Below are 21,724 nucleotides of genomic sequence, written 5' to 3'. Positions count from 1 at the left end.
GTGTCTTGATTGCATGAAAACACTTTGGTCGACCCGGGCGACTGACGCGCGTCAATCAGATGCCACTTCCGCGAGTGTGGGTTCGGCCCTTACCAGATCCGCTGCCCGCCGGAGTCCGAGCTTTTTCATGGCGCGCCCGCGGTGAACCTCCACGGTGCGTTCACTGATGCCGAGCTCGATGCCAATCACCTTATTGGCCTTTCCGGCGGCGGCGAGACGGGCAACCTCAAGCTCCCGGCGGCTGAGCGAATCGATCCCGTCGCGGATTCTCTGCTGCTCGGCGCTTGTGCTGAGTGTGGCTTCGTGGGCTGTCAACGCCTGGCGGATGGTCTGAAGCAATTCCTGGTGATCGAAGTCCGGTTTCTGGAAAAAATCCATCGCCCCATGCTTCAACGCCCGGACAGCGACCGGCACGTCACCATGGCCGGTGAGGAAGATGACCGGAAGGCTGGGATCCTGCTCCTGCAATTGCCGCTGGACTTCCATGCCGTCCATATCCGGCATGCTGAGGTCGAGAAGGACGCACGCGGCCCCTTCCGGCTTTTCCGCGTCCAGGAAATCCCTGCCGCTCTCGTAAGTGCGGGCGGCGAGGCCGGACGAGGCCATCAGTAGCTCCAATGCCTGGCGGATGCCCGGATCATCATCAATGATCAGGACCGTGGCGTTCTCATTCATTCATCTCCTCAACGCTGCATTGGGGTTCGTGAGGAAGGGTGAACCGGAAGCGCGTCCCTCCCTCATCAGGCGTCTCCACCTCGAGTTTACCGCCATGGCGCTCGATGATCGACTTGCAGATTGGCAGCCCCTGACCCATGCCCTGGGTCTTGGTCGTGAAGAAGGGGTTGAAAAGCTGTTTCAGGTGTTCAGGTGGAATGCCGGGACCGGTATCCTCGATGTCGATCTCGCACAGTCCGTCCTCCGGCCTGAGGCGGCTGCGCACACGGAGCCTGCGCTCACCGTCATGCTCGCTCATGGCATCGATCGCGTTTCGGATCAGGTTGACCAGGACCTGTTCGATCTGGATGCGGTTGACCGGGCAATGGCAGAGTGGGGTTTCCGGGATGACTTCAACCGCAATGTTGGCCCGCTCGAATTCGGTGTTGAGCAGCGGAAGCACGTTGGTGATGAGGTATTCCGGATCATGGCGGGAAACCTCTTCGGGCTGACCCTTGCGGACAAAGCTCCGGAGCTCCTGGATTATGTTGCTGGCCCTGCGGCTCTGCAGGGTGATCTGTTCCATGGCATCACTGAGCCGGTCAGGGTCCAGCTTGCCCGCCTCAAGCAGCGAGCGGCAGGCCTCGGCGGTGGCGTGGATGGCCGTCAGTGGCTGGCTGGTTTCGTGGGCCAGGCCCGAGGCCAGCTCCCCCATGGCGGTAATCCGGTCCGCGTGCGCCAGGTTTTCAAGGGCTTCGCGAGCTTCCTGCTCAGCGCGCTTGCGCTCGGTGATATCGTGGATAAAACCCACGAAGTGCTGCTGCTGTCTCAGGTAGAACTCCGCGACGGCAAGGCGGATTTCAATCTGGCTGCCATCCCTGTGCTGCGCGGTGACTTCCCGCCCCAGGCCAATGATGCGGCGGTCGCGCGTCTGCTGGTAGTTTCGGACGTAGTCGCCATGGCGGCGTCGTTCCATTTCCGGCATCAGGATATTGACGTTGCGTCCAATGACTTCCGAGGCGCTGTAGCCAAACAGCCGTTCGGCCGCCGGGTTGAAGCTCTGGATAATGCCGTTCTCGTTGATCGTGACGATGCCATCAATGGCGTGCTGGATGATGGTCTGGTTGAGCAGGGTTTCATCGGCAAGCTGTTTCCGGATGGCGCGGTGTTCCGTGACATCGCTTACGACAACCTGCACGCCCGTGACCGCGCCGTGAAAACTGTAGTAGGGCACATAGATGCCATGGATGAAACGCGTGCCGCAGTGAGCATAGGTCACTTCCCCATAATAGGTGGTCTGGGTTCCGGCAAGGGCGGTGTCAAACCAGGGCCTGAGTGTGGTGAACGCTTCGTGGCCGATCACATCGCCGATATGACGGCCCACCAGTTTATCGGGCTCAACGCCGAACCAGTTGCGGTAGCCTTCGCTTGCGAACCGGATCCGGTAACGCGTATCAAGCTGGGCCATAAGGATCGGGAAAGCACTGATCAGCTCGTTGAGGTCTGTTTCGTACTCCTCGGGTTCCGGATGGCCCTGATCTTCCATGGCGACAGTCTCGGGTAGGGTGAGGGACTCTCGACATCATAGTGGCCCGCATTGACAAGCGTCAACGCCTTATGCGGGCGAAGAGGGCGTGCACCTGGGCCTCTTCAGGTATCCGGTTTCCGGGTGTACTGATAGTCGCCGCCGCACCGGCAACACCCCAGGCCAGAGCTTCAGCCTCACTGCGGCCACGGCAGAGGCTGTGGACCATCATTGACACGAAGCTGTCCCCCGCGCCCACATGGCTCACGATTTCAACGGCTGGTGGCGTGACCCGGAGTCTTTCGCCGCTGGCCGTCGCCATGAGCGCGCCCTGGGCGCCCTGGGTGACGACCAACAGTTGTGCAACGCCGGATTCCACGAGCCCGGCCATGAACGACAACTGGCTGTCAGTGCCCCAGTCGCCGGAATAGCCCAGCTGGGCCAGCTCCTTGCGATTGAGCTTCGCCAGGTAAACACCTGAGTCGAGTAGTGGTTCCAGCGGCCGACCGGAGGTATCGACCACAACCCGTATGGATCGTCCTGCCGCCTCTTCGGCGAGGCGAGCATAGAAATTCTCCGGAACGCCGGGAGGCAGGCTACCGCTGAGGACCAGGTAGCGCGTGTTGCCTCCGGCATCCCGGATGGCTGATTCGCACGCGTGCCATTCCGCTTCACTGAGCTCGGCGCCCGGGAACACCAGGTGGAACATGCGGCCGGTGGCTGTCTCGGTCAGGGCCAGGTTCTGGCGTGTTGGGTGACTGACGGGAACGCGCCGGCAGGGAACCGACTCGTCCCCCAGCATCGTCTCGATCATATCGCCCGTGCTGCCGCCTGCCGGGAATATGGCTTGGACGCCGTTGCCGAGGAAGTGCAGGTTCCGGGCCACATTGATACCGCCTCCGCCCGGTTCACGGCCGGTCTCGCGACAACGGGTCTTGGCATCCTCGACCAGGTGGTCGGTTGTGCCGAACAGATCCAGCGATGGCGTCATGGTGAGGGTCGTAACGGTGATATCGATGACGTAAGTCCTCGGTAACCTTAAGTGTCGTGATCCAGTATAGCGTTGACCATTGCCTGTTTATTGAGGGGCGTCAATTCCGGCACGGGAAGCCGGGCATAAACTCGTGATTGATGATTAAAGGGAACCGAAAAGGAGAGGGTCTATGAAACGGGTTGAAGGCAAGATAGCCCTGGTCACCGGGGGTGCACTGGGCATTGGCAAGGCGTGCTCGCTTCTTCTGGCCCACGAAGGCGCCAAGGTGGCGGTGACGGACGTCAACGACAAGGAAGGTAAGGCCGTAGTGGCCCAGATCCACGAGGAAGGGGGCGAGGCGGAATACTGGCATATGGATACGGCCAATGAGGCGCGGGTGGAGGAGGTGTTTGCGGATGTGGCGCGAAAGTTCGGGACTCTGAACGTGCTGGTCAACAACGCGGGGATCGCCGGTGTGAACAAGCCGACACACGAGGTGACCCGCAAGGAGTGGGAGCATGTGATGGACGTGAACGTCACCGGCGTCTTCTATTGCATCAAGCATGCCATTCCCCTGATGCGGTCAGCCGGCGGCGGAAGCATCATCAACCTGTCGTCCATCTACGGTCTCATCGGGGCCGGCGACCTGCCGCCTTATCACGCGTCCAAGGGGGCGGTGCGGCTGATGACGAAAAACGATGCGCTCTTCTACGCGCGTGACCGGATCAGGGTCAATTCCATTCATCCGGGCTTCATCTGGACACCCCTGGTGGCCGACCTGGCCGAGGCTTCCGAGGAGGGGGCCGACGCGTTCCGCCAGCATCTGGACGGACTGCATCCGATCGGGCATGTGGGCGAGCCCAATGACATCGCCTATGGGACGCTCTACCTTGCTTCGGACGAATCGAAATTCGTGACCGGCAGTGAACTGATCATCGATGGGGGCTATACGGCCCGCTAGGAGACGGGGGCAGCGCCTTCCCGCCCGGCGCTGCCCCCCACTGCTTCCCCTATTCGCGGAACATGCTTTCGATGAAGTTGTAGCTCTGGGCATCATTGGCGATCAGGTCCTGGAGCAGAGCCAGGACGAGAGCCGTGCCGGATTCAACGGCCGTGTTGTGCTGGCCGATCTGTTCGCGCAGTGCTTGCGCCGTGTTATGGCAGATCAGTGGTGGGCGGTTGACCGGCTGGTTCGCCAGGAAAAGCCCGTTGCGGACGTCGTGCAGCTCCGTGAAGCAGTCCGCCGCCTCGGGAATATCGCCAAGCACCAGCTGCGCGCGGTTGCGCAGTTGTTCCAGGTTCCGGGAGTCACGGCAGTCGAGCAGCACCTCAAGCTGGAACATCACCATGAGAACGGTTCGGGCGCTGTATTCGTGGCGCTGTTCCGCCACTTTCAGCAGCGTAAAGAGGACCCGATTGATGTCGCGGATGGCCGTGTCGGCCTTGGCAACACCGGTCTTCTCGAGCCAGGTCCAGACGGTTTCGAGCGCTGGCTCACCCAGTTCAGGCCACTGGTTCGAAGTGGCGGTCCGGAGTGCTCCGTGAAAAATACGGGCATCGTACTGCTGGGCCTCAAAGCGGTGAGCACCTTCACCGGTAAAACGGGCATCAAGCACCTGGAAGGCGCCGGGATGGATGATGTTGGTGGCCATGACCAGCTGCTGGAGGAAGACCGTGGCCACCTGGTAGCTTTCGACCTCTTCGAGGGCCTGGTCTTCGCTGGTGACCGTGATGGCGAGCTCGGCGTCAACGCGGTTGGCCGGGTCCTTGATGTGTGCGCTGCGATGATCGCTGAAGCTCTGTGAGCCGTCCCTGGCGCCTTCCATGGCCCGCAGCAGTGAACTGCTGTCCAGAGAGATGCGGTACGCCCTGGCGGAACCCTTTATGCCGCTCTGGGCCTGGAAAGGCCGGTCCCCGAAAAAAGTGCCAATCTGCTGCCAGAGTGCAATAATCCGTTCTGTACCCTTGGCATTCGCCGGCGGGATGGCATTGCCGATGTGCAGCTGGATGGTTCTTGATGATGCCATAGTAACTCCTTGAAACAACGCCGAATTGGCTGGACCCATTGAGTTCCGAGTTTAACTGAAAACTGTCAGGCGTGCTGCCGCTATTGCAGCGTCGGGATTGACCGCGGTCAACACACCCTTCTGAAACGGCTTCTAGCATGTAAGATTCCGGCACGTCCACACAAGGAGACAGCGGATGAGCGGTAATGAGTATTTCCTTGAAGTACGGCCGCGCCTTCCTGCTGTTTTTGAACGGCTTGAGGAGCTGGCGGATAACCTGTTCTACAGCTGGGATCGCGGGGTCCGGGGACTGTTCTTCCGGATCGACCCGGAACTGTGGAAACGCTGCGGTCACAACCCCAAGGTGTTTCTCCGGCGCGTCGCCCAGTATCGGCTTGATGAACTGGCCCAGGACCCGGACTTTGTCCTGCGCTACCAGGACGTCCTCGCCGCTTTTGATTCCTACCTCGACCCCACGGTCACCAGCCCGCGTGAGCGTGAAATCCAGGGCCTTGATGCCGAGGGCGATCTTATCGCCTATTTCTGCATGGAATACGGCCTGCATGAGAGCCTGCCGCTCTACTCGGGCGGGCTCGGGATCCTGGCCGGGGACCACTGCAAGGCGGCCAGTGACCTGGGCCTTCCGTTTGTAGCGGTAGGCCTGATGTATCGCCAGGGGTATTTCAGCCAGACCATCAACCGCAGTGGCGGCCAGGAAATCCACCTGAATCCGTTCAGCCTGGATGAACTGCCGGTTTTACCGGTGATGGACGAGCATGGAGACCAGCTCCAGATCCAGGTGGTATTCCCGGGACGGATGGTGGCGGCTCAGATCTGGAAGGTCGCGGTTGGCCGTGTCCACCTGTACCTTCTGGACACGGACGTTGCCGCCAACACGGCCGAGGATCGCACCATCACATACCAGCTCTATGGCGGCGACCGACGGATGCGTATCGCCCAGGAACTGCTGCTGGGCGTCGGGGGTGTGATTGCACTCAGGCGGTTGGGGCTGGCGCCCAGCGTCTGGCATATCAATGAGGGCCACTCCGCCTTTATGATCCTTGAGCGGTGCCGTGAGTGGGTGGCGGCGGGGCTCGATTTCCAGGCTGCTCTGGAAGCCACGGCCGCCGCCACTGTCTTCACTACCCATACGGCGGTTACGGCGGGGCATGACCTGTTCGAGCACGATCTCGCCGCTGACCACCTCAGGGGGCTGGCACAGGCCATGGATGTCACCGTGGAGGATCTGCTGTACCTGGGGCATTCACCCCAGAACCGGGGGCGGTTCAACATGACGGCGCTGGCACTGAGAGGGGCGCGGCGCTTCAACGGCGTCAGCGCCGTGCATCGTGATGTGGCGGCGCGCATGGAATCCCATGTATGGCCCGACGTTGATCCGGCCGAAAACCCGCTTTCCTTCGTCTCCAATGGGGTCCACATCCCCACATTCCTGGCGCGTGAGTGGGTCAACCTGTTCGATGGGCACTGCCCGGACTGGAAAGCTCACCTTGACGATGCGGAATTCTGGGAGCGCACCATCCAACGCATACCCGACCACCGCTTTTGGAGCCTGACCCAGTCGCTCAAAAGTGAGATGCTGGCGGATCTTGCTGAACTGCTGGATATCCAGTATCGACGCAATAACTTCAGCCGGGCGCGTATCGAGGGGATGCGCCGCGTCATCTCGGCCGAGAACACGCGTCCGCTGATCATCGGCTTTGCTCGGCGTTTTGCCACCTATAAGCGGGCGCTGCTGATCTTCGAGGACATGGAGCGCCTGATCCGAATCATGGGCGATCCCGAGCGGCCGGTCATCCTGATTTTCGCCGGCAAGGCCCATCCCCAGGACATGCCCGGCCAGGCGCTGATCCGGCGTATTCACGAGATTTCATCCCAGCCATCCTTCCTCAACCGCGTTTTCCTGATGGAGGGATATGATATCGCGTTGGCCAGGAAGCTGGTGACCGGTGTGGATGTATGGCTCAACACTCCGGAATACCCTCTGGAGGCCAGCGGCACTTCGGGCCAGAAAGCGGCGATCAATGGCGGCGTTAACCTGAGCATACTGGATGGGTGGTGGGCGGAAGGCTTTGATGGACGCAATGGCTGGGGAATCGCTCCACACAGTGATGACCTGCCCAGCGACCAGCGCGACCTGGTTGAGGCCCAGGACCTTCTGGATATGCTCGAGCATGAGGTTATTCCAGCCTATTTTGACGCTGGCCCCGGCGGATACTCCACGGACTGGGTCAGCCGCTGCAAGGCGTCGATGTACACAGTGCTGCCGCGTTTCAGTGCGGAGCGCATGGTGCTTCGCTATGCCGAGGATATCTATGCACCGGCTGCCTCGGGCGCCCGGGAACTGACGGACTCGGAAGGCGCTGGAGCCTGTGAGCTTTCAGAATGGAAGGCGCGTGTCTACGCCGCCTGGACTGGAGTGAGCATGGCCTGGGCGGAATGTCCGCCCGACGCGATCGAGGGTGACACGGAAGCCACGCTGAGGGTGGACGCCGGCCTCAATGGCCTGTCACCGGAGGATGTAGTGATGGAATGCCTGGTCACACCGGAAATGGCCCCGGATGCGGCGGAGCGGGTCTACCGCTTCAGCGCCAGTGAGGTGAGCGACTCAGGATTCCATCGCTTTGTTCTGGATATACCCGCCCCGGAGAATGGGTTGTTCCGTATGCGCGTCCGCATGTACCCGTTCAATCGCTACCTCCAGCATCCCCTGGAGATGGGGTGTATGCGCTGGGTGTGATCGGACCGGCGCGACCACTGATCGCCAGGGCGTGCCTCAGGGCCGGGGTCATGGAGAATGATGGTTCACCCGGCCCCAGCCGCCATTGCCAGTTGCCCCCGGTGGTTCCGGGTGTGTTCATGCGCGCCTCGCTGCCGAGTTCCATCAAATCCTGTGCCGGAATGATCGCAAGCTCTGCCACCGAGTTGAGCGCGGTCTGGATCAGCGGCCAGGGCATCGGGTCCGAGGGCGTTGCCAGATAGGCCAGGGCGGTGGCCCGTGTCGTGTCGCTGCAGGTCCGCCACCAGCCGAGGGTGGTGTCATTGTCATGGGTGCCGGTGTAGACGACGGCGTCGGTGCCGTGATTATGGGGGCGGTGTGGGTTAGCCGCATCCCCTTCGAAGGCGAATTGAAGAACCCGCATTCCCGGGCAGCCAACGCTCTGGCGCAAGGACTCAACCTGCGGCGTGATGTCCCCAAGATCCTCGGCCACCAGGGGAAGCGGACCCAGTGCGCGGGTTACCGCGTTGAAGAGTTCAATTCCGGGCCCCTGCCGCCACTGTCCCTCGGCGGCGGAATCGGCGCCGGCGGGAATGGACCAGAAGGCCTCCAGTCCTCGGAAGTGATCCAGGCGCAGAAGGTCGAACCGGCGCAACTGGTGCCCCAGGCGCTCAGTCCACCACCGGAATCCGTCCTGCTCATGGCGATCCCAGTGGTAGACCGGGTTGCCCCAGTATTGTCCGTCCTCGGCAAACGCATCAGGCGGGACACCGGCCACCTCGTTCGGGTGCCCGGTGGCGTCAAGATCGAACAGCTCCGGATGACACCACACATCCGCACTGTTATGGGCCACGTAGATCGGAAGGTCCCCGAAAAGCCGGATTCCCCGGTTGGCGGCGTATTCATGGAGCGCCTGCCATTGAAGGGAGAACAGGTACTGTCCGAGGCACTCCAGTTCGATCTCCGACGCCAGCTCATTATGCAGTTCCGTCAGTCGTTCCGGGTGGCGGTCGCGCTCAGCGGTGGGCCACCGGATCCATGGAATGTGGTAGTGGCGGCGACCCAGGCACCGGAACAGGGCATAGTCGGCCAGCCAGGCCGAGTTCGCCTCGCGGAAGAGCGTCAGGGCGTGCTGGTGTTCCGGGTGATCGGGCAGTGCCCGTTGGACCCGCTCCAATAAGTCCCGGCGCTCCGGGTCCTGAAGGTCCGCGGGACTTACATCATTGGGCAGCAGCCCGAGCCTGAAAAGATCATGGGGGCTGATCAGTCCGGTGTCGCCGGCAAAGCTTGACGGGGACAGATAAGGGGAACCGTTCGCATCGGTGGGGCCCACCGGCAGCATCTGCCAGACGCCGAACCCCGAGGCCGCCAGGAAGTCCACGAAACCACGTGCGGAAGGGCCCAGGTCGGCGCCTCCGGGCAGGGATGTGGGGTGCAGCAGAACCCCGGCCTGGCGCTCATCAGGCTGGGTCATTCGTGGCTGCGGCGCATGGCGCCGCCCATTTCAGCACCGTCTCCGCCGCTGCTGATGGGTGTATCCAGTTCTGCCGGTCGGGGCGCCTCGAGCAATTCATACAGGGCCGTGAGGTGGCGCCGGTAGAGCCGATCGAACTCGCTGACCGCCTCCTGCGGGTTGTAATCACCGAACCACCAGAACCAGTCCGAGCCCTCGCATACCGCGAGCTGGCGCAGAGCCATGGCGCGGTGCGCCGCATCGTTGATATGCGGATAACGTTCATCGAAAACCGCCTTGGCGTTGCACAGCAGATCCCAGGCGCGGTTCTTGTCCGGGTCACCGATCCAGGTATTGAAATCCCCGTACACCCAACTCCCCGCAACCAGAGTGGGGAGTGGGTCAACCGGCACTGCGGCGTCGTCGAGGCACTGGCTGAATGTTGTCAGGCGCAGCCTTTCGCTCTGCAGTATTGCCCGGTAGAGCGCCGGGACAAAATGGAGGCCGTTGTCAGGGTAATATTCCCAGGGATTCTCACCATCGAGAATGACCGGGACCACGCGGCCACCGTTGCTTTCGTCAGCGATGTTTTCGAGCCGTTCCACGAAATCGGCGACGGCGTCGTCACCGTGCCAGTGGCTGTAGTTGAAGCCGATCCGGTCCGCCAGTTCGTCGTCCCTGAAGAAACAGACCGGACCGTTATCCTCGAGCCGGTAGGGACGGTGCAGCTCGCTGGAATCGGGGCTTTCCGAGGAAAGGCTGTGTCGCAGCACGCCCTGGCCGCTGGCTGCCCATCGGAAGCCGGACTCGCCGATCAGCTGCAGGGCGGGGCCGGACACCCCGCCTTCCGAGGGCCAGCATCCCACGGGCTCAAGATCGAAGTGTTCCTCGAAGGACTGGCGAGCGCGTTTCAACTGCCACAGTGCCCGTTCATGGCCACCGGGGTATTGGCCTGATTCGGGTAACGGCGTATCCGGGCGCGCCTCGCGGGCGGACTCGAAATCGATCATCAACGGCAGCATGGGATGCGTGTAGGGGGTAGTGGAGAGTTCAACCCGTCCGGCGTCAACAAGCGCCCGGTAGCGGTCCAGCAGACCGGTCATGAGCTCCCCGATCAGGGTAAGGAGCTGGCGTCGATCCGCAAGATCATAGTCCTGTGCCTTGTCCATCAAGGCGCGCACCCGTTCGTCGCGCCGGCGAACGGTTTCACCGAGCCACGCAAGGTGATACCAGGTCACCAGGTCAGCGAGGTGCCGGTTGGTCAGGTAATCCGGCCCGATGTCCGTTTCCAGGGCATGGCGGGTCAGGGCGGCAAGGCGGGCATAGGGGGCGAAACGCTCGATCATCAGCTGTTCATGGGCCTGAAGGCAGCGCTCAAACAGCGGGCGGCGTGCTTCACGGGTTTCGGGAAGTTCTTCCATGCCGAGCGCCGCGAGCAGGGGGTCGCCCGGATGGCAGCCCTGCTCCAGGAAATCCCGTATCCGTCTCGCGTAGCTTGAGATCTGTTCCAGCAGCACGGGCGGAAAATTGACCACGGCCTGGACGCCGTCGGGTGCGCACTCAAGGTGGGCGGCCATGTCCACGTAGTCCTTGATGGCGTGGAGGTAGGTCCAGGGGGCCAGGTATTCGCCGGTCAGCGGATCCCGGTATTCCGGCTGGTGCATGTGCCAGCAGAGGACAACACGAAGACATTCATCGGACACAGCTCACCTCCTGGCCAAGCATTTCCGGCGTCACCAGGACAATCCCGCCATGGCTCAGCTCGAAACGGTTTCCATCCACCGCCGGGTCAAACCCGATGTGCATTCCGTCCGGGATGGTGCAGCCGGTTTCAATCACGGCACGTCGTATGTGCACGTCCCGCCCGACCCGGACGTTCTCCAGCAGGACCGAGCTCTCGATAGATGACCCCTCGGCAACGGTGACATGGGAGGCTAGCACCGAGTTGCGAACCGTCGCGCCGGAAACGATGCAACCCCCGGCAACCATGGAGTTGGTCGCCTCCCCGCGACGACCCGGCTCGTCGAGGACGAACTTCGCCGGCGGCGCCTGGCGCTGCCAGGTCAGGATCGGCCAGCGCTTGTCATAGATGTTGAGTTCCGGATTCACACCGACCAGTTCCATGTTGGTTTTCCAGTAGGAATCGATATCACCCACATCGCGCCAGTAGGCGGGGCTGTCGCTGTTGCCCTTGCGGAACAGGTAGGCAAAGACCTCGCTGTCCTCTACTGCGGAGGGGATGATGTCCTTGCCGAAGTCATGGCTCGAGTCCGGGCTGTTTGCATCCACGAGCAGGCGCGAGAGCAGGTAGCGCGTGTTGAAGACATAAATCCCCATGGACGCCAGGGCCTTGTCGCTGGAACCGGGCATGGGATCGCAGTAGGACGGCTTCTCCGTAAAGCGTTGGATGCGGTTGTTTTCGTCGATCTCCATGATGCCGAAGGACGGGGCGTCACTGAGTGGCACAGGCATGCACCCGACGGTCACGTCCGCGCCGGAGCTGACATGCATGGCCAGCATGGGGCCGTAGTCCATCTTATAGATATGGTCGCCGCCCAGCACCAGCAGATGGGCGGGATCGTGGAGACGGAGTATGTCCATGTTCTGGTAGACCGCGTCGGCGGTGCCCAGATACCACTCATCCCCCGTTCGCTGCTGGGCCGGCAGCAACTCCGCGAATTCCCCGAGCTCGGAACGCAGAAAGCCCCAGCCCTGGTGGACATGCTGGATGAGGGAATGGGCCTTGTACTGGGTCAGTATCCCGATGCGCCGGATACCGGAATTGACGCAGTTTGAAAGGGGAAAGTCGATGATCCGGAAATGGCCACCAAAGGGGACGGCGGGCTTGACCCGATGGGACGTCAGCGATCCCAGCCGCGTGCCCTTTCCACCGGCAAGCACAAGCGCCAGGGTGTTCTGGGTGATGAGGCTGATGTAACGCTCATTCTGAACGTGCTTGGGAGAATCCATGCCGTCTCCGTGAACAGGCATTTTCGATCCGTTCATTCGAGCACTACCAACAACCGCATGTGTTGACGGGGGTCAACACTGGTGCATGCCCACAGGAGGAAGATCCGGTTAATGGGAAGGAAAATGATCCGGGTCCGAGGATGGCCGTGTGAGGAAAGATTCATTGGCAAGATCTCAGCGCTCTACCGCTCGCCATCAACAGGTTCCGTCAGAGTTGAGCCATGGTGAGCTGAGCAGCTTCAGTGAGGGCGGGCACTGGCGTGCATGGCGGCTGTTGGGCGCGCACTTGCGTGAGCATGATGGCGTGGCGGGCACCCGTTTCAGTGTCTGGGCCCCCAATGCCGAGTGGGTGAGCGTTATTGGCGATTTCAATGACTGGGACGGCAGTGCCCACCGTATGCATGAGCATGAGGGTTACGGGGTCTGGGAGCTGTTCATTCCAGGGGTGGGCCACGGGTCCCTTTACAAGTTCGAACTCTGCAACCGCCAGACCGGTGAGGTCGTCACCAAGATCGATCCCTACGCCCGCCATTTTGAATCCCGCCCCAAGACCGCGTGCATCGTGGATGGACCGCCGGGGCATGCCTGGGATGACAGCGACTGGCTGGCCAACCGTCCGAACTGGCACGACGCACCCATGAGCATCTATGAGCTGCATGCCGGCTCCTGGCGGCGCCATGAGGACGGAAGCTTTCTGGGCTACAGGGAGATGGCGGACGCGCTCGTGGAAACCCTGTCCGAAACCGGCTTTACCCACGTTGAGCTCATGCCCGTGACCGAACATCCCCTGGATGCCTCCTGGGGCTATCAGACAACAGGGTACTTTGCACCTACGAGCCGCTTCGGCGAACCGGACGATTTCCGTTACCTGGTGGACCGCCTGCATGGCGCCGGGATCGGCATCATCCTGGACTGGGTCCCCGCGCATTTCCCAAAGGATGAGCATGCGCTCGCGCGTTTCGACGGCACCTCGTTGTTTGAACATGCGGATCCCTCTCGCGAAACTCCTGAATGGGGCACGCTCTCATTCAACCTGGGGCGTCACGAGGTCCAGAGCTTCCTGATTTCCAGCGCGCTCTACTGGCTGGAACATTTCCATCTGGACGGGCTTCGTATCGATGCAGTGGCCTCCATGCTGTATCTGGACTATGGGCGTGAAGGCGGTGGTTGGACTCCCAATGAGTACGGCGGAAATGAGAATCTGGAAGCGGTCGCGTTTCTGCAGCAGATGAACACCGTGACCCACGGAGAATGCCCGGGCACCTTCACCATTGCTGAGGAATCCACCGCCTGGCCGGGCGTAACCCGACCGGTGCACCTGGGCGGCCTGGGTTTCAGCATGAAGTGGAACATGGGTTGGATGCACGACACCCTGGCTTACCTGCGACAGGATCCGGTTCACCGCCGCTACCATCATGACGGCCTGACCTTCGGGCTGCTCTACGCATTCAACGAGAATTTCATACTGCCGCTTTCCCATGACGAAGTGGTGCACGGCAAAGGGGCGCTCCTGGATCGCATGCCCGGCGACGAATGGCAGCGGTTCGCCAACCTCCGGCTGCTGTACGCGTACATGTTCGCGTATCCAGGCAAAAAACTGCTGTTCATGGGGGATGAAGTGGGGCAACCCCACGAATGGTCCCACGAAGGCGCCATTGATTTCGGGCTCGCGGATACCGGCTATCACGCCGGCGTCTATCGGCTGGTCTGCGACCTGAACCGGCTTTACAGCCGACTGCCCGCGCTGCACCAGCGCGATTTTTCCGAGTCCGGCTTTGACTGGATTGACTGCCACGATTCGGATCAGTCCGTCATCAGCTTCCGGCGTTCCAGTGGCGATGAGGATGTGGTCATTGTGTGCAACTTTACCCCCGTGCCGCGATACGACTACCGCATTGGCGTGCCGCGTGCAGGGTTCTACCAGGAATACCTCAACTCGGATGCCGGCCTGTATGGGGGCTCCGACGTGGGAAACCTGGGTGGCCACACCGCGCGGGCGGATACGTGGATGGGGCAGCCGGCGATGCTGTCGCTGACGCTGCCACCATTGGGCGCCATCTATCTTGTATTTAAGGAGAACGGCAATGGAGTCGATGAAGATTCTGCTGGTCGCGGCTGAAATGGCGCCGCTGGCCCAGGTGGGCGGCCTGGGTGATGTGGTTGGCTCGCTGCCCGCTGCACTGACCGCCCGGGGCCACGACGTGCGGGTGCTCATACCGGCCTATCAACGGAATCTGACCCGGGAACTTGAAACCCGGGTCCGCCTGGCGGCAGGGAAGGGGCGCATTGTCGAGACCAATCAAGCGAGCCTGCCGTGCCCGGTATGGCTGCTGGAGACCCCGGGGTTCCTGCGCCGCCGGGGTCGCCCCTATCTCAACAAGGCCGGTACGCCCTGGGCGGACAACGCCGTCCAGTTCGGGATGCTCTCCCGGGTTGCTGCCGACATTGCCTGTGGCAGGCTGGAAACAGGGTGGCAGCCGGACATTGTGCACAGCAACGACTGGCATACCGGCCTTACCCCGGTCTGGATGCGCCTGCAGGGAGCGGCCGCGGCGTCGGTATTCACTATCCATAACGCCGGTTTCAGCGGCTGCTTCCCGCCGGAAATCCTGGAGCGGCTTGAGCTTCCGGACCATCTTTACCAGCCCGATGGCCTGGAGTTCTACGGAAGCATTTCGCTGCTGAAGGCCGGGATCAATTTCGCGGATCGCATCACGACCGTCAGTCCCTCCTACGCGGAGGAGATTCAGACACCCGAATTCGGCGGCGGCATGGATGGACTGCTCAGGGCCCGTTCCGGCGTATTGAGCGGTATCCTTAACGGGATCGATTACGCGGCCTGGAATCCGGCGACGGATCCGAGGCTGACCCATCATTTCGATTCAGAACACCCGGAAGGCAAGGCAAGCCAGCGCCAGGAACTGATCCGTGAGCTGGGACTGGCCTTTGACCACAGTGACAGGGCACCGGTTATCGTCTGGGTGGGCCGGCTGACGGAACAGAAGGGCATCGACCTGTTGCTTGAGGCGATGCCGGAGCTCATGAAGAAGGATCTCCGGCTGGTTGTGCTGGGTGCGGGAGCGGCTCAGATCGAAAGTGAGCTGCATCGCCTTGCCCGGCGCCACGAGGGAAGGTTATCCGTCCACACCGCCTTCGATGAGGATCGCGCCCACCAGCTCTACGCCGGCGCGGACATGCTGCTCATGCCTTCCCGTTTTGAGCCCTGTGGCCTGGTGCAGATGATTGCCATGCGTTATGGCACTATCCCGCTTGTTACCGGTGTTGGCGGGCTCCGGGATACAGTGAAGGATCTGGATTCCGGGCTTGATAGCGCGAACGGGCTCCGCATGAGCGCGCCGGAAGTGGGGGCACTTCTGGAGACTGTTGACCGGGCATTGGCGCTTTACGAACAGAAAGACGCCTGGAAGCAACTCATGGGTAATGCCATGAGGGAGCGGTTCGAGTGGCTCGATGCGGCGACCGCCTATGAAAACCTGTACCGGGATGCCCTGGGCGAACGCATGAAGGGCCATTACCCCAGAGTGGCCTGAACGCGTCCTAGCCGGGGTGCTCGGCTCAGTCCATGGTGAGGACTGCGGCCCCAGCAAAACGGCCGTGGCGGAGATCCTCCAGGGCCTGGTTGGCATCCTTCAACGCGTAGGCATGCACCTCGGTGCGCACGGGAACGCGGGGCGCCACCTCGAGGAAGGCATGGCCATCCTCCCGGGTCAGGTTGGCCACCGACTTCATGCTGCGCTCTTCCCACAGCAGCCGGTAGGGAAAGGCCGGAATGTCGCTCATGTGGATGCCGCCGCTGACCACGCTGCCGCCACGGTCCACATGTCCGAGGGCGGTAACCATAAGGTCACCGACCGGTGCGAAAACAAGAGCCGCATCCAGTACCTCGGGCGGATCCTCCTCGCTGGAGCCGGCCCAGACGGCGCCAAGATCGCGTGCGAGCTTCTGCGCCGCCTCGTCCCCCGGGCGCGTAAAGGCATAAACGGACTGCCCGTACCAGCACGCAATCTGGCACAGGATATGGGCAGCCGCGCCAAAGCCATAGATCCCGAGTCGTTCATTATCCACCCCGCCGGCAAGCCGCCAGGTACGAAAGCCGATCAATCCCGCACAGAGCAGGGGCGCGATATCCAGAGCCCTGGCATCGGGCGGCAGCGGAAAGCAGAATGGTTCGTGGGCCAGGGCATACTCCGCATAGCCACCGTCCATGGTGTAACCCGTGAAGCGAGCCTGTTCGCACAGGTTCTCCTGCCCCCGGCGGCAGTAGCGGCAGGATCCGTCGGTGTGACCAAGCCAGGGCACCCCGACACGGTCCCCCGGTTGGAGGTTGGTGACAGCGTCACCGGTGCGCACGACCGTGCCAACAATCTGGTGGCCGGGAATCAACGGCCGTTTGGGATCGGGCAGTTCGCCATCCAGTATGTGGAGGTCCGTCCGGCAGACGCCGCAGGCTTCAACTTTCAGCAGCACCTGGTCCGGGGTTTGAATCTCCGGCATGGGTAGCTGCCGCTGTTTCAGAGGCTGGCCCTGTTCTTCCAGAACCATGGCCTTCATTGTCTCGGGCAGTCTATTGTCCAGACCCATTCATGGATTCCTCATTGTTATGACTGGGCCTGTGATAGATGATCAACGGCGCAGGCGTCAATCGGCATCCCGGTCACGGCGTAGCGGGTTGCCAGTGCGGTGACCCCGTTAAGGCCTACCTCGGTGCTTGCAATCGTCCAGACCGGGATCCGCTCCATCATGGGCTTCATTCGGCCCCGGTCCAGGAAGGCATCGAGGAAAGCGGCATTGGTCAGGTAGGGGTACAGCCGAGTTGCGACACCCCCGCAGAGGTAGACTCCGCCCAAGGCTGCGGAGAAGAGGGCAGCATTGCCGAGAAACCGCCCCAGTAATCCCGAGAAGCGTTCGATGGCAGCCACGGCCATGGGCGCCTGGGCGGACTCCGCGCGTTGGTTGATGGCAGCGGCAGGATCGTCAGCTTCAAGTAGAGCGCTCTCTGGCGGCGCGCCCTGTTCGTCACAGACAAAACGGTAAAGATCGGCCAGGCCCCGGCCGGAGAGAACCCGTTCCTGGCTGATATGTCCGTAACGCGTGCGCAGGTACTCCAGCAGCCGGAAGTCGTCTGGATCAGCTGGAGCAAAATCGATATGCCCCCCCTCGGAAGCAAATACATCCACGCCGTGATCCTGAGTCTTGAAGGTGGCAACCCCCAGCCCGGTTCCTACCGCAACCACCAGGCAATTGGCATTGCCCGGGCTACCGTGCTGGAGGGGCATCAACTCCTTGGCCCCTAGGCTCGGAACCGCGTGCGCAAGGGCCTCGAGGTCATTGATCAGGGACACACGGTTCCACCCGAACCGGGCGGCGAGCGCCTGGGAATCCGCCTGCCAGGGCAGATTGGTAAAGGTAACGCGTCCCGCTCGGACGGGACCCGCGACGGCAAGCCAGGCTTCGTCAATGGTGGCTTTCTCAAGCCTTGAGAAATTGGACATCAATGCCTCGAGCAATGCCTCAAGGGAGTCGAACCGGGGGCTGGACCAGGTTGACTGATGCCGCAGACACCATTGATGGCCTTCTCCCTCCAGGAGACGGAAGCGGGCATTGGTTCCGCCGATGTCGCCTACCAACACTTTCATGAAGAGCCTCCAGCATCCGGATCCGGTCTGAGAGCTATAACTGTCGATCCTATTTCTTACCTCGACATTGATCTGTATCAACGATCCTGTCCGTTCCTGGAAAGCCCCTCGTTTACGGCGTGTATTGTTGACCCCGGTCAACAGCTCAACGGAGGGCCAGCGTCAGTATGGAAAGAGAGGGGAGCAGGAAGTACCCAGTGTAAAACATTGAGAACACGGAGAAGGTTATGTCAGTAGCAAAGGTTATCGAAATAAGCGCGGAATCAAAGAGTGGCTTTGAGGATGCCATCAAGAATGGCATTGAAACGGCCTCCCGCTCCGTTGAAAACATCAAGGGTGCGTGGGTATCCGAGCAGAAGGTGCATGTTGAGAACGGTAAAGTCACTGGCTACCGCGTGGATCTACGGGTCACCTTCGTGTTGCAGTGACCACCACTGGCCAATCTCCCTCACCGAGGATTTATAGTAGGGGGTAGCCTACATCCATAAGCGGGGAGGTTGTTTATGTTGCGCGTTGCCATCAGCGGTTTCGGGCGGATCGGGCGTTGCCTGGTCTGGGCCATCCATGAACGCGGGCTGGAAAACCAGATCGAGGTCGTGGCCATCAATGACCTGGTGGAACCCCGGGTTCTTTGTCACCTCCTGCGTCATGACACCACCCACGGCCACTTCCGTACGCCGGTGACCCTGGACGGGGACCACCTGACCGTTGGGAACCAGGAGATTCTCTGCCTCTCGGAGAAGGATCCGGCCCAGCTCCCCTGGAAGGATCTGGGTGTGGATGTGGTCCTCGAATGCACGGGCAAGATGAAGAAACGCGAATTGTTGAGCGGGCACCTGGATGCGGGTGCCCACCGTGTACTCGTTTCCTATCCGGTTCCGGACGCAGACCGGACGGTAGTCTACGGAATCAATCACGATCAGTTGACGGACGATGATCGTATTGTCTCCAACGCAAGCTGCACCACCAACTGCCTGGCCCCGATTGCCAAAGTGCTCGATGAGGCCTTCGGGGTGGAGCAGGGCCAGATGACCACGATCCACGCGTACACCAATGACCAGAACCTGATCGACAAGGCCCACAAAGACCTGTACCGGGCCAGGGCGGCCGCAAGCAACCTGATCCCCACCAAGACCGGCGCCGCCGATGCGGTGGGGCTGGTTCTGCCCCGGCTGGCCGGCAAGCTCGACGGCATGGCGGTGCGCGTCCCCACGATCAATGTATCGATGGTGGACCTGCACGCCATTCTGAAACACGAGGTGAGCGTCAATGACCTCAATTCGGCCATGAAAAAGGCATCGGATGGAGCGCTGAGAAACGTCCTTGGGTATACGGATGAACCGCTGGTCTCCGTGGACTTCAATCATTCCCCGTTCTCGGCCGTATATGACGCCAGCCAGACACGGGTACTCGGCACCCAGGTTAAGGTTCTGGCCTGGTACGATAATGAATGGGGTTTTACCAACCGCATGCTGGATGTGGCCCGTCTGATGGGAGATTGAGGCAGGGTCGCAGCCGGGGTTTCTTCTGTTATGCTTAACGAAAGCTTTGAGAAAGTCCAATGATGTTCAAGCCCGCAGGCATGGAGAAGGATGATGTCAGAATCCGGTGTACTGATTGCCCACGACTTTTCGGAACGCTCCGAGCGTGCAGCGGGACGGGCGTTCCAGCTCGCCGACGAACACGGGATGCCGGTGCATGCCGCGCATGTCGTGGATGAGGCGTTTCCTGAGCGGAAGTGGCTGAAGGACGCGGATACGGATAGTGAGGGATCGATAGTCGAACGCCTCAAGGATGCGGTCCGTGAGCGCCTTACGCGGGAGCTGTCGGCGCTGAAAGGGGAATCGGGGGTGACAATCAAACCCCATGCCGCGTTTGGCTATGTCGCTGAACAGCTCCATACACTCGCCGAAGGTACCGGCAGCCAGTTGTTGGTTATCGGGGCGCACGGTCGTCATGCGGTTCGGGATCTTCTTCTGGGCTCCACCGCCGAGCAGCTGCTCTGGTACATGCACATGCCGACCCTTGTGGTTCGGCGCGAAAGTGTCACGCCTTACCAACAGGTCGTGATTGCCGCGGATTTCTCGGAAGAGGCGGAAACCGCGATGGCGGCAGTTCGGACCTGGTTCCCCAGGGCCAACGTGAGGATTGTCCACGTTATTGACAGCCGTGCCTTTGAACGACTCAGGGACGCGGGGATGCCGAATGAGGCGCTCGAGGAGGAGTGGCAGCAACAGGACCGGACGGTGACCGATTACCTGCAGTCCATGATGGAGCGTACCGGAATGATCGGAGACCATGTGGATGTGCGTATCATCCACGGCCACCCCGTGGAGGAAATCGAGAACCAGGTCTCCGAGGTGAATGCCGACCTGGTGGTCATGGGCGGGCACAGTCGCAGCCGCCTGACCCGCTGGCTGCCCGGGCGCGTCTCAAGCCGGCTCGTGCACAAATTGCCCTGTGACGTGATGCTGGCGCGGGGCGACTGACATTGCGTTCCCCGACAGGGCTTTATACAATCCCGCCTCACCTCCCAGAGGTGTTGCGGGTGTGGTGGAACTGGTAGACACACAAGACTTAAAATCTTGAGGCCTTTGGCCGTGCCGGTTCAAGTCCGGCCACCCGCACCATACTTTTCAATAGCCTATGGCACTCAAGAGATCCGCTAACTCCTCTCCCATTAGAGTTGCGGCGGCCTATGCTCGTCTTCTTTCTCTTCTGACGCGTCAAAATATCTTACACCTCAAAGAAAGGAAGGTCGTAACCTGTTGATTATTGGGGATGGCGTAAAAATTGCGTAGCGCTTGTATCCGACCAACGACCTTAAGGAATTCCCAAAATGAAATGGATAGCAGCTCTAGCCCTGGTCTTTTTTTCACTCTCAGCAAGCGCATCTCTCATTACTTATTCCTACAGTGATCCAATCGGAAATCGGTACGAGACTCACGAGGCCGTAGGCATATTTAGCGTGGATTCCCAAAAGCGGCGTCTTGTTTCGTTTGATTTCGTCAGCCAGCCCGTCGCTTTTAGTTGGCAAGGTTCAGTGCCACTGATGTACGAACAGCCCGTTTCAAATGAGTCAAAGTTGTTCGAGAACGGTTTTAAGCCGGTTACCTGGGACAAATTTGATTTCTTTCTATTTTTTGACCTTTTTTCCCTGGAGGCCGGCCAGGACATATTTCACAATATTGACCGCACCCATCCTTACGAAGGCGCATCCGTTTCCGGCCCGGCGGGGGATTTCTGGCTGCAGGGACGCTTTAACAAAGTCCGCACAGCGAAGGTCCCAGAGCCTGCGGCCATCGGCTTACTCGCTCTTGGCCTGGTCTTATTTGGTTTCCTGCGCCATCGGCACAGGACCGGCTCCGCTTGGTTCTGAGTCGCAGTGTGGCGAAGGTGGATTCAATCGAGTCGTGGTCCCAGTGAACCGCCGGGAAATCGTAGGTAGCTGGTGTTCGTCATGTGTCCTCCTCTGCGGCAGGTTCATTGAGCGCGCTGGGCTTTTTCAGGGCCGTTTTTAGCAAATCCGAGTGCTCGGCGAGGGCGATGCCGCAACGCTCCGCCAGATCCTCGCCAAGGTCCGGAACCTCACGCTCAAGAAAGACCTGAAGTTCGCCAGCCAGTTCCAGAATCTTGTCGCGCTTGTCGGCTTCGGCTTTGCTGGTGAACATGAGTCGCTGGGGCTCCTTGATTGCGGCTTCAAACCCGTCTTTATCGGAATAGAAAACTGCCTGTACGGCCATTCCTTG

Annotated in this window: 18 protein-coding genes and 1 tRNA gene; 9 read left to right on the top strand and 10 right to left on the bottom strand. The window is 61.1% G+C overall.

What is annotated here, in order from left to right; genetic code table 11:
• Nucleotides 1–51: 51 nt before the first annotated feature.
• The 3 genes from DES49_RS07520 to DES49_RS07510 all read right to left on the bottom strand — a co-directional run bounded on the left by DES49_RS07520 (nt 52) and on the right by DES49_RS07510 (nt 3,191).
• A complete protein-coding gene (locus tag DES49_RS07520) occupies nt 52–675 on the bottom strand; it encodes a response regulator transcription factor (RefSeq protein WP_133735802.1) in 624 nt (207 codons plus the stop codon).
• The gene (locus DES49_RS07515) at nt 668–2,200 is read right to left on the bottom strand and encodes a PAS domain S-box protein (RefSeq protein ID WP_133735801.1); all 1,533 of its coding nucleotides are present in this window, start codon (nt 2,198–2,200) and stop codon (nt 668–670) included. The genes DES49_RS07520 and DES49_RS07515 overlap by 8 nt, the downstream gene beginning before the upstream one ends.
• A 61-nt stretch (nt 2,201–2,261) precedes the next feature.
• Nucleotides 2,262–3,191 carry a 1-phosphofructokinase family hexose kinase gene (locus tag DES49_RS07510; protein ID WP_279591380.1) on the bottom strand — a complete coding sequence of 310 codons (930 nt, stop codon included), beginning with the start codon at nt 3,189–3,191 and terminating at the stop codon, nt 2,262–2,264.
• A gap of 151 nt (nt 3,192–3,342) precedes the next feature.
• On the opposite strand from DES49_RS07510, the gene DES49_RS07505 reads away from it, so the two are divergent.
• The gene (locus DES49_RS07505; RefSeq protein ID WP_133735799.1) at nt 3,343–4,113 is read left to right on the top strand and encodes a glucose 1-dehydrogenase; all 771 of its coding nucleotides are present in this window, start codon (nt 3,343–3,345) and stop codon (nt 4,111–4,113) included.
• A gap of 49 nt (nt 4,114–4,162) precedes the next feature.
• On the opposite strand, the gene DES49_RS07500 is transcribed toward DES49_RS07505, so the two are convergent.
• Entirely contained in the window at nt 4,163–5,179 is a 1,017-nt protein-coding gene (locus tag DES49_RS07500; RefSeq protein WP_133735798.1) for a hypothetical protein, read from the bottom strand.
• 175 nt (nt 5,180–5,354) lie between these two features.
• On the opposite strand from DES49_RS07500, the gene glgP reads away from it, so the two are divergent.
• A complete protein-coding gene (gene glgP / locus DES49_RS07495) occupies nt 5,355–7,916 on the top strand; it encodes an alpha-glucan family phosphorylase (RefSeq protein ID WP_133735797.1) in 2,562 nt (853 codons plus the stop codon).
• Here the strand turns inward: glgP and malQ are convergent.
• Genes malQ through glgC form a run of 3 tightly spaced genes read right to left on the bottom strand, consistent with a single transcriptional unit; the run spans nt 7,864 to nt 12,318 of the window.
• The gene (gene malQ, locus DES49_RS07490) at nt 7,864–9,369 is read right to left on the bottom strand and encodes a 4-alpha-glucanotransferase (protein ID WP_133735796.1); all 1,506 of its coding nucleotides are present in this window, start codon (nt 9,367–9,369) and stop codon (nt 7,864–7,866) included. The genes glgP and malQ overlap by 53 nt on opposite strands.
• Nucleotides 9,366–11,051, bottom strand: a complete 1,686-nt coding sequence (locus tag DES49_RS07485; RefSeq protein ID WP_243864947.1) for a glycoside hydrolase family 57 protein — start codon at nt 11,049–11,051, stop codon at nt 9,366–9,368. Before DES49_RS07485 ends, malQ begins: the two co-directional genes overlap by 4 nt.
• Nucleotides 11,041–12,318 carry a glucose-1-phosphate adenylyltransferase gene (gene glgC, locus DES49_RS07480; protein WP_133735795.1) on the bottom strand — a complete coding sequence of 426 codons (1,278 nt, stop codon included), beginning with the start codon at nt 12,316–12,318 and terminating at the stop codon, nt 11,041–11,043. Before glgC ends, DES49_RS07485 begins: the two co-directional genes overlap by 11 nt.
• Before the next feature lie 163 nt (nt 12,319–12,481).
• Here glgC and glgB point away from each other — a divergent pair, with 163 nt between their 5' ends.
• Nucleotides 12,482–14,437, top strand: coding sequence for a 1,4-alpha-glucan branching protein GlgB (gene glgB / locus DES49_RS07475; RefSeq protein ID WP_243864945.1), 1,956 nt, complete (start codon nt 12,482–12,484; stop codon nt 14,435–14,437).
• A complete protein-coding gene (gene glgA / locus DES49_RS07470) occupies nt 14,403–15,869 on the top strand; it encodes a glycogen synthase GlgA (protein ID WP_133735793.1) in 1,467 nt (488 codons plus the stop codon). The genes glgB and glgA overlap by 35 nt, the downstream gene beginning before the upstream one ends.
• Before the next feature lie 25 nt (nt 15,870–15,894).
• Here the strand turns inward: glgA and DES49_RS07465 are convergent, their stop codons facing one another.
• Nucleotides 15,895–16,890: a zinc-dependent alcohol dehydrogenase family protein gene (locus DES49_RS07465; RefSeq protein ID WP_133736141.1), complete on the bottom strand. Its 996-nt coding sequence runs from the start codon at nt 16,888–16,890 to the stop codon at nt 15,895–15,897.
• Between the two features lie 47 nt (nt 16,891–16,937).
• Nucleotides 16,938–17,975 carry a glucokinase gene (gene glk / locus DES49_RS07460; protein ID WP_133735792.1) on the bottom strand — a complete coding sequence of 346 codons (1,038 nt, stop codon included), beginning with the start codon at nt 17,973–17,975 and terminating at the stop codon, nt 16,938–16,940.
• A 227-nt stretch (nt 17,976–18,202) separates the two neighbouring features.
• Here glk and DES49_RS07455 point away from each other — a divergent pair, with 227 nt between their 5' ends.
• From DES49_RS07455 to DES49_RS15745, 5 genes are all read left to right on the top strand, one after another.
• Nucleotides 18,203–18,403: a dodecin family protein gene (locus DES49_RS07455; protein WP_133735791.1), complete on the top strand. Its 201-nt coding sequence runs from the start codon at nt 18,203–18,205 to the stop codon at nt 18,401–18,403.
• A gap of 75 nt (nt 18,404–18,478) precedes the next feature.
• On the top strand, nt 18,479–19,477 hold the full coding sequence (gene gap, locus DES49_RS07450) for a type I glyceraldehyde-3-phosphate dehydrogenase (RefSeq protein ID WP_133735790.1): 999 nt from the start codon (nt 18,479–18,481) through the stop codon (nt 19,475–19,477).
• Nucleotides 19,478–19,567: 90 nt separating this feature from the next.
• Nucleotides 19,568–20,464, top strand: coding sequence for a universal stress protein (locus tag DES49_RS07445; RefSeq protein ID WP_133735789.1), 897 nt, complete (start codon nt 19,568–19,570; stop codon nt 20,462–20,464).
• 55 nt (nt 20,465–20,519) lie between these two features.
• Nucleotides 20,520–20,605: transfer RNA gene (locus tag DES49_RS07440), tRNA-Leu, on the top strand.
• Nucleotides 20,606–20,814: 209 nt separating this feature from the next.
• Nucleotides 20,815–21,354 (top strand): PEP-CTERM sorting domain-containing protein, encoded by a 540-nt coding sequence (locus DES49_RS15745; RefSeq protein WP_133735788.1) that lies wholly within the window; start codon nt 20,815–20,817, stop codon nt 21,352–21,354.
• A gap of 79 nt (nt 21,355–21,433) precedes the next feature.
• On the opposite strand, the gene DES49_RS07430 is transcribed toward DES49_RS15745, so the two are convergent.
• On the bottom strand, nt 21,434–21,718 hold the full coding sequence (locus tag DES49_RS07430; protein ID WP_133735787.1) for a YebG family protein: 285 nt from the start codon (nt 21,716–21,718) through the stop codon (nt 21,434–21,436).
• Between the last annotated feature and the right edge of the window lie 6 nt (nt 21,719–21,724).

The organism is Halospina denitrificans, assembly GCF_004364635.1.
Taxonomy (GTDB): Bacteria; Pseudomonadota; Gammaproteobacteria; order Pseudomonadales; family Oleiphilaceae; genus Halospina; species Halospina denitrificans.
The sequence above is the reverse complement of the archived record's forward strand: the minus strand, read 5'-3'. Positions and strand labels throughout refer to the sequence as shown.

Excerpts from the sequence above, each read along its gene's own strand:
- DES49_RS07520 (WP_133735802.1), bottom strand. The coding sequence starts at position 675 with ATGAATGAGAACGCCACGGTCCTGATCATTGATGATGATCCGGGCATC.
- DES49_RS07515 (WP_133735801.1), bottom strand. The coding sequence starts at position 2,200 with ATGGAAGATCAGGGCCATCCGGAACCCGAGGAGTACGAAACAGACCTC.
- DES49_RS07505 (WP_133735799.1), top strand. The coding sequence starts at position 3,343 with ATGAAACGGGTTGAAGGCAAGATAGCCCTGGTCACCGGGGGTGCACTG.
- DES49_RS07500 (WP_133735798.1), bottom strand. The coding sequence starts at position 5,179 with ATGGCATCATCAAGAACCATCCAGCTGCACATCGGCAATGCCATCCCG.
- glgP (WP_133735797.1), top strand. The coding sequence starts at position 5,355 with ATGAGCGGTAATGAGTATTTCCTTGAAGTACGGCCGCGCCTTCCTGCT.
- malQ (WP_133735796.1), bottom strand. The coding sequence starts at position 9,369 with ATGACCCAGCCTGATGAGCGCCAGGCCGGGGTTCTGCTGCACCCCACA.
- glgC (WP_133735795.1), bottom strand. The coding sequence starts at position 12,318 with ATGGATTCTCCCAAGCACGTTCAGAATGAGCGTTACATCAGCCTCATC.
- glgA (WP_133735793.1), top strand. The coding sequence starts at position 14,403 with ATGGAGTCGATGAAGATTCTGCTGGTCGCGGCTGAAATGGCGCCGCTG.
- DES49_RS07465 (WP_133736141.1), bottom strand. The coding sequence starts at position 16,890 with ATGAAGGCCATGGTTCTGGAAGAACAGGGCCAGCCTCTGAAACAGCGG.
- glk (WP_133735792.1), bottom strand. The coding sequence starts at position 17,975 with ATGAAAGTGTTGGTAGGCGACATCGGCGGAACCAATGCCCGCTTCCGT.
- DES49_RS07455 (WP_133735791.1), top strand. The coding sequence starts at position 18,203 with ATGTCAGTAGCAAAGGTTATCGAAATAAGCGCGGAATCAAAGAGTGGC.
- gap (WP_133735790.1), top strand. The coding sequence starts at position 18,479 with ATGTTGCGCGTTGCCATCAGCGGTTTCGGGCGGATCGGGCGTTGCCTG.
- DES49_RS07445 (WP_133735789.1), top strand. The coding sequence starts at position 19,568 with ATGATGTCAGAATCCGGTGTACTGATTGCCCACGACTTTTCGGAACGC.
- DES49_RS15745 (WP_133735788.1), top strand. The coding sequence starts at position 20,815 with ATGAAATGGATAGCAGCTCTAGCCCTGGTCTTTTTTTCACTCTCAGCA.
- DES49_RS07430 (WP_133735787.1), bottom strand. The coding sequence starts at position 21,718 with ATGGCCGTACAGGCAGTTTTCTATTCCGATAAAGACGGGTTTGAAGCC.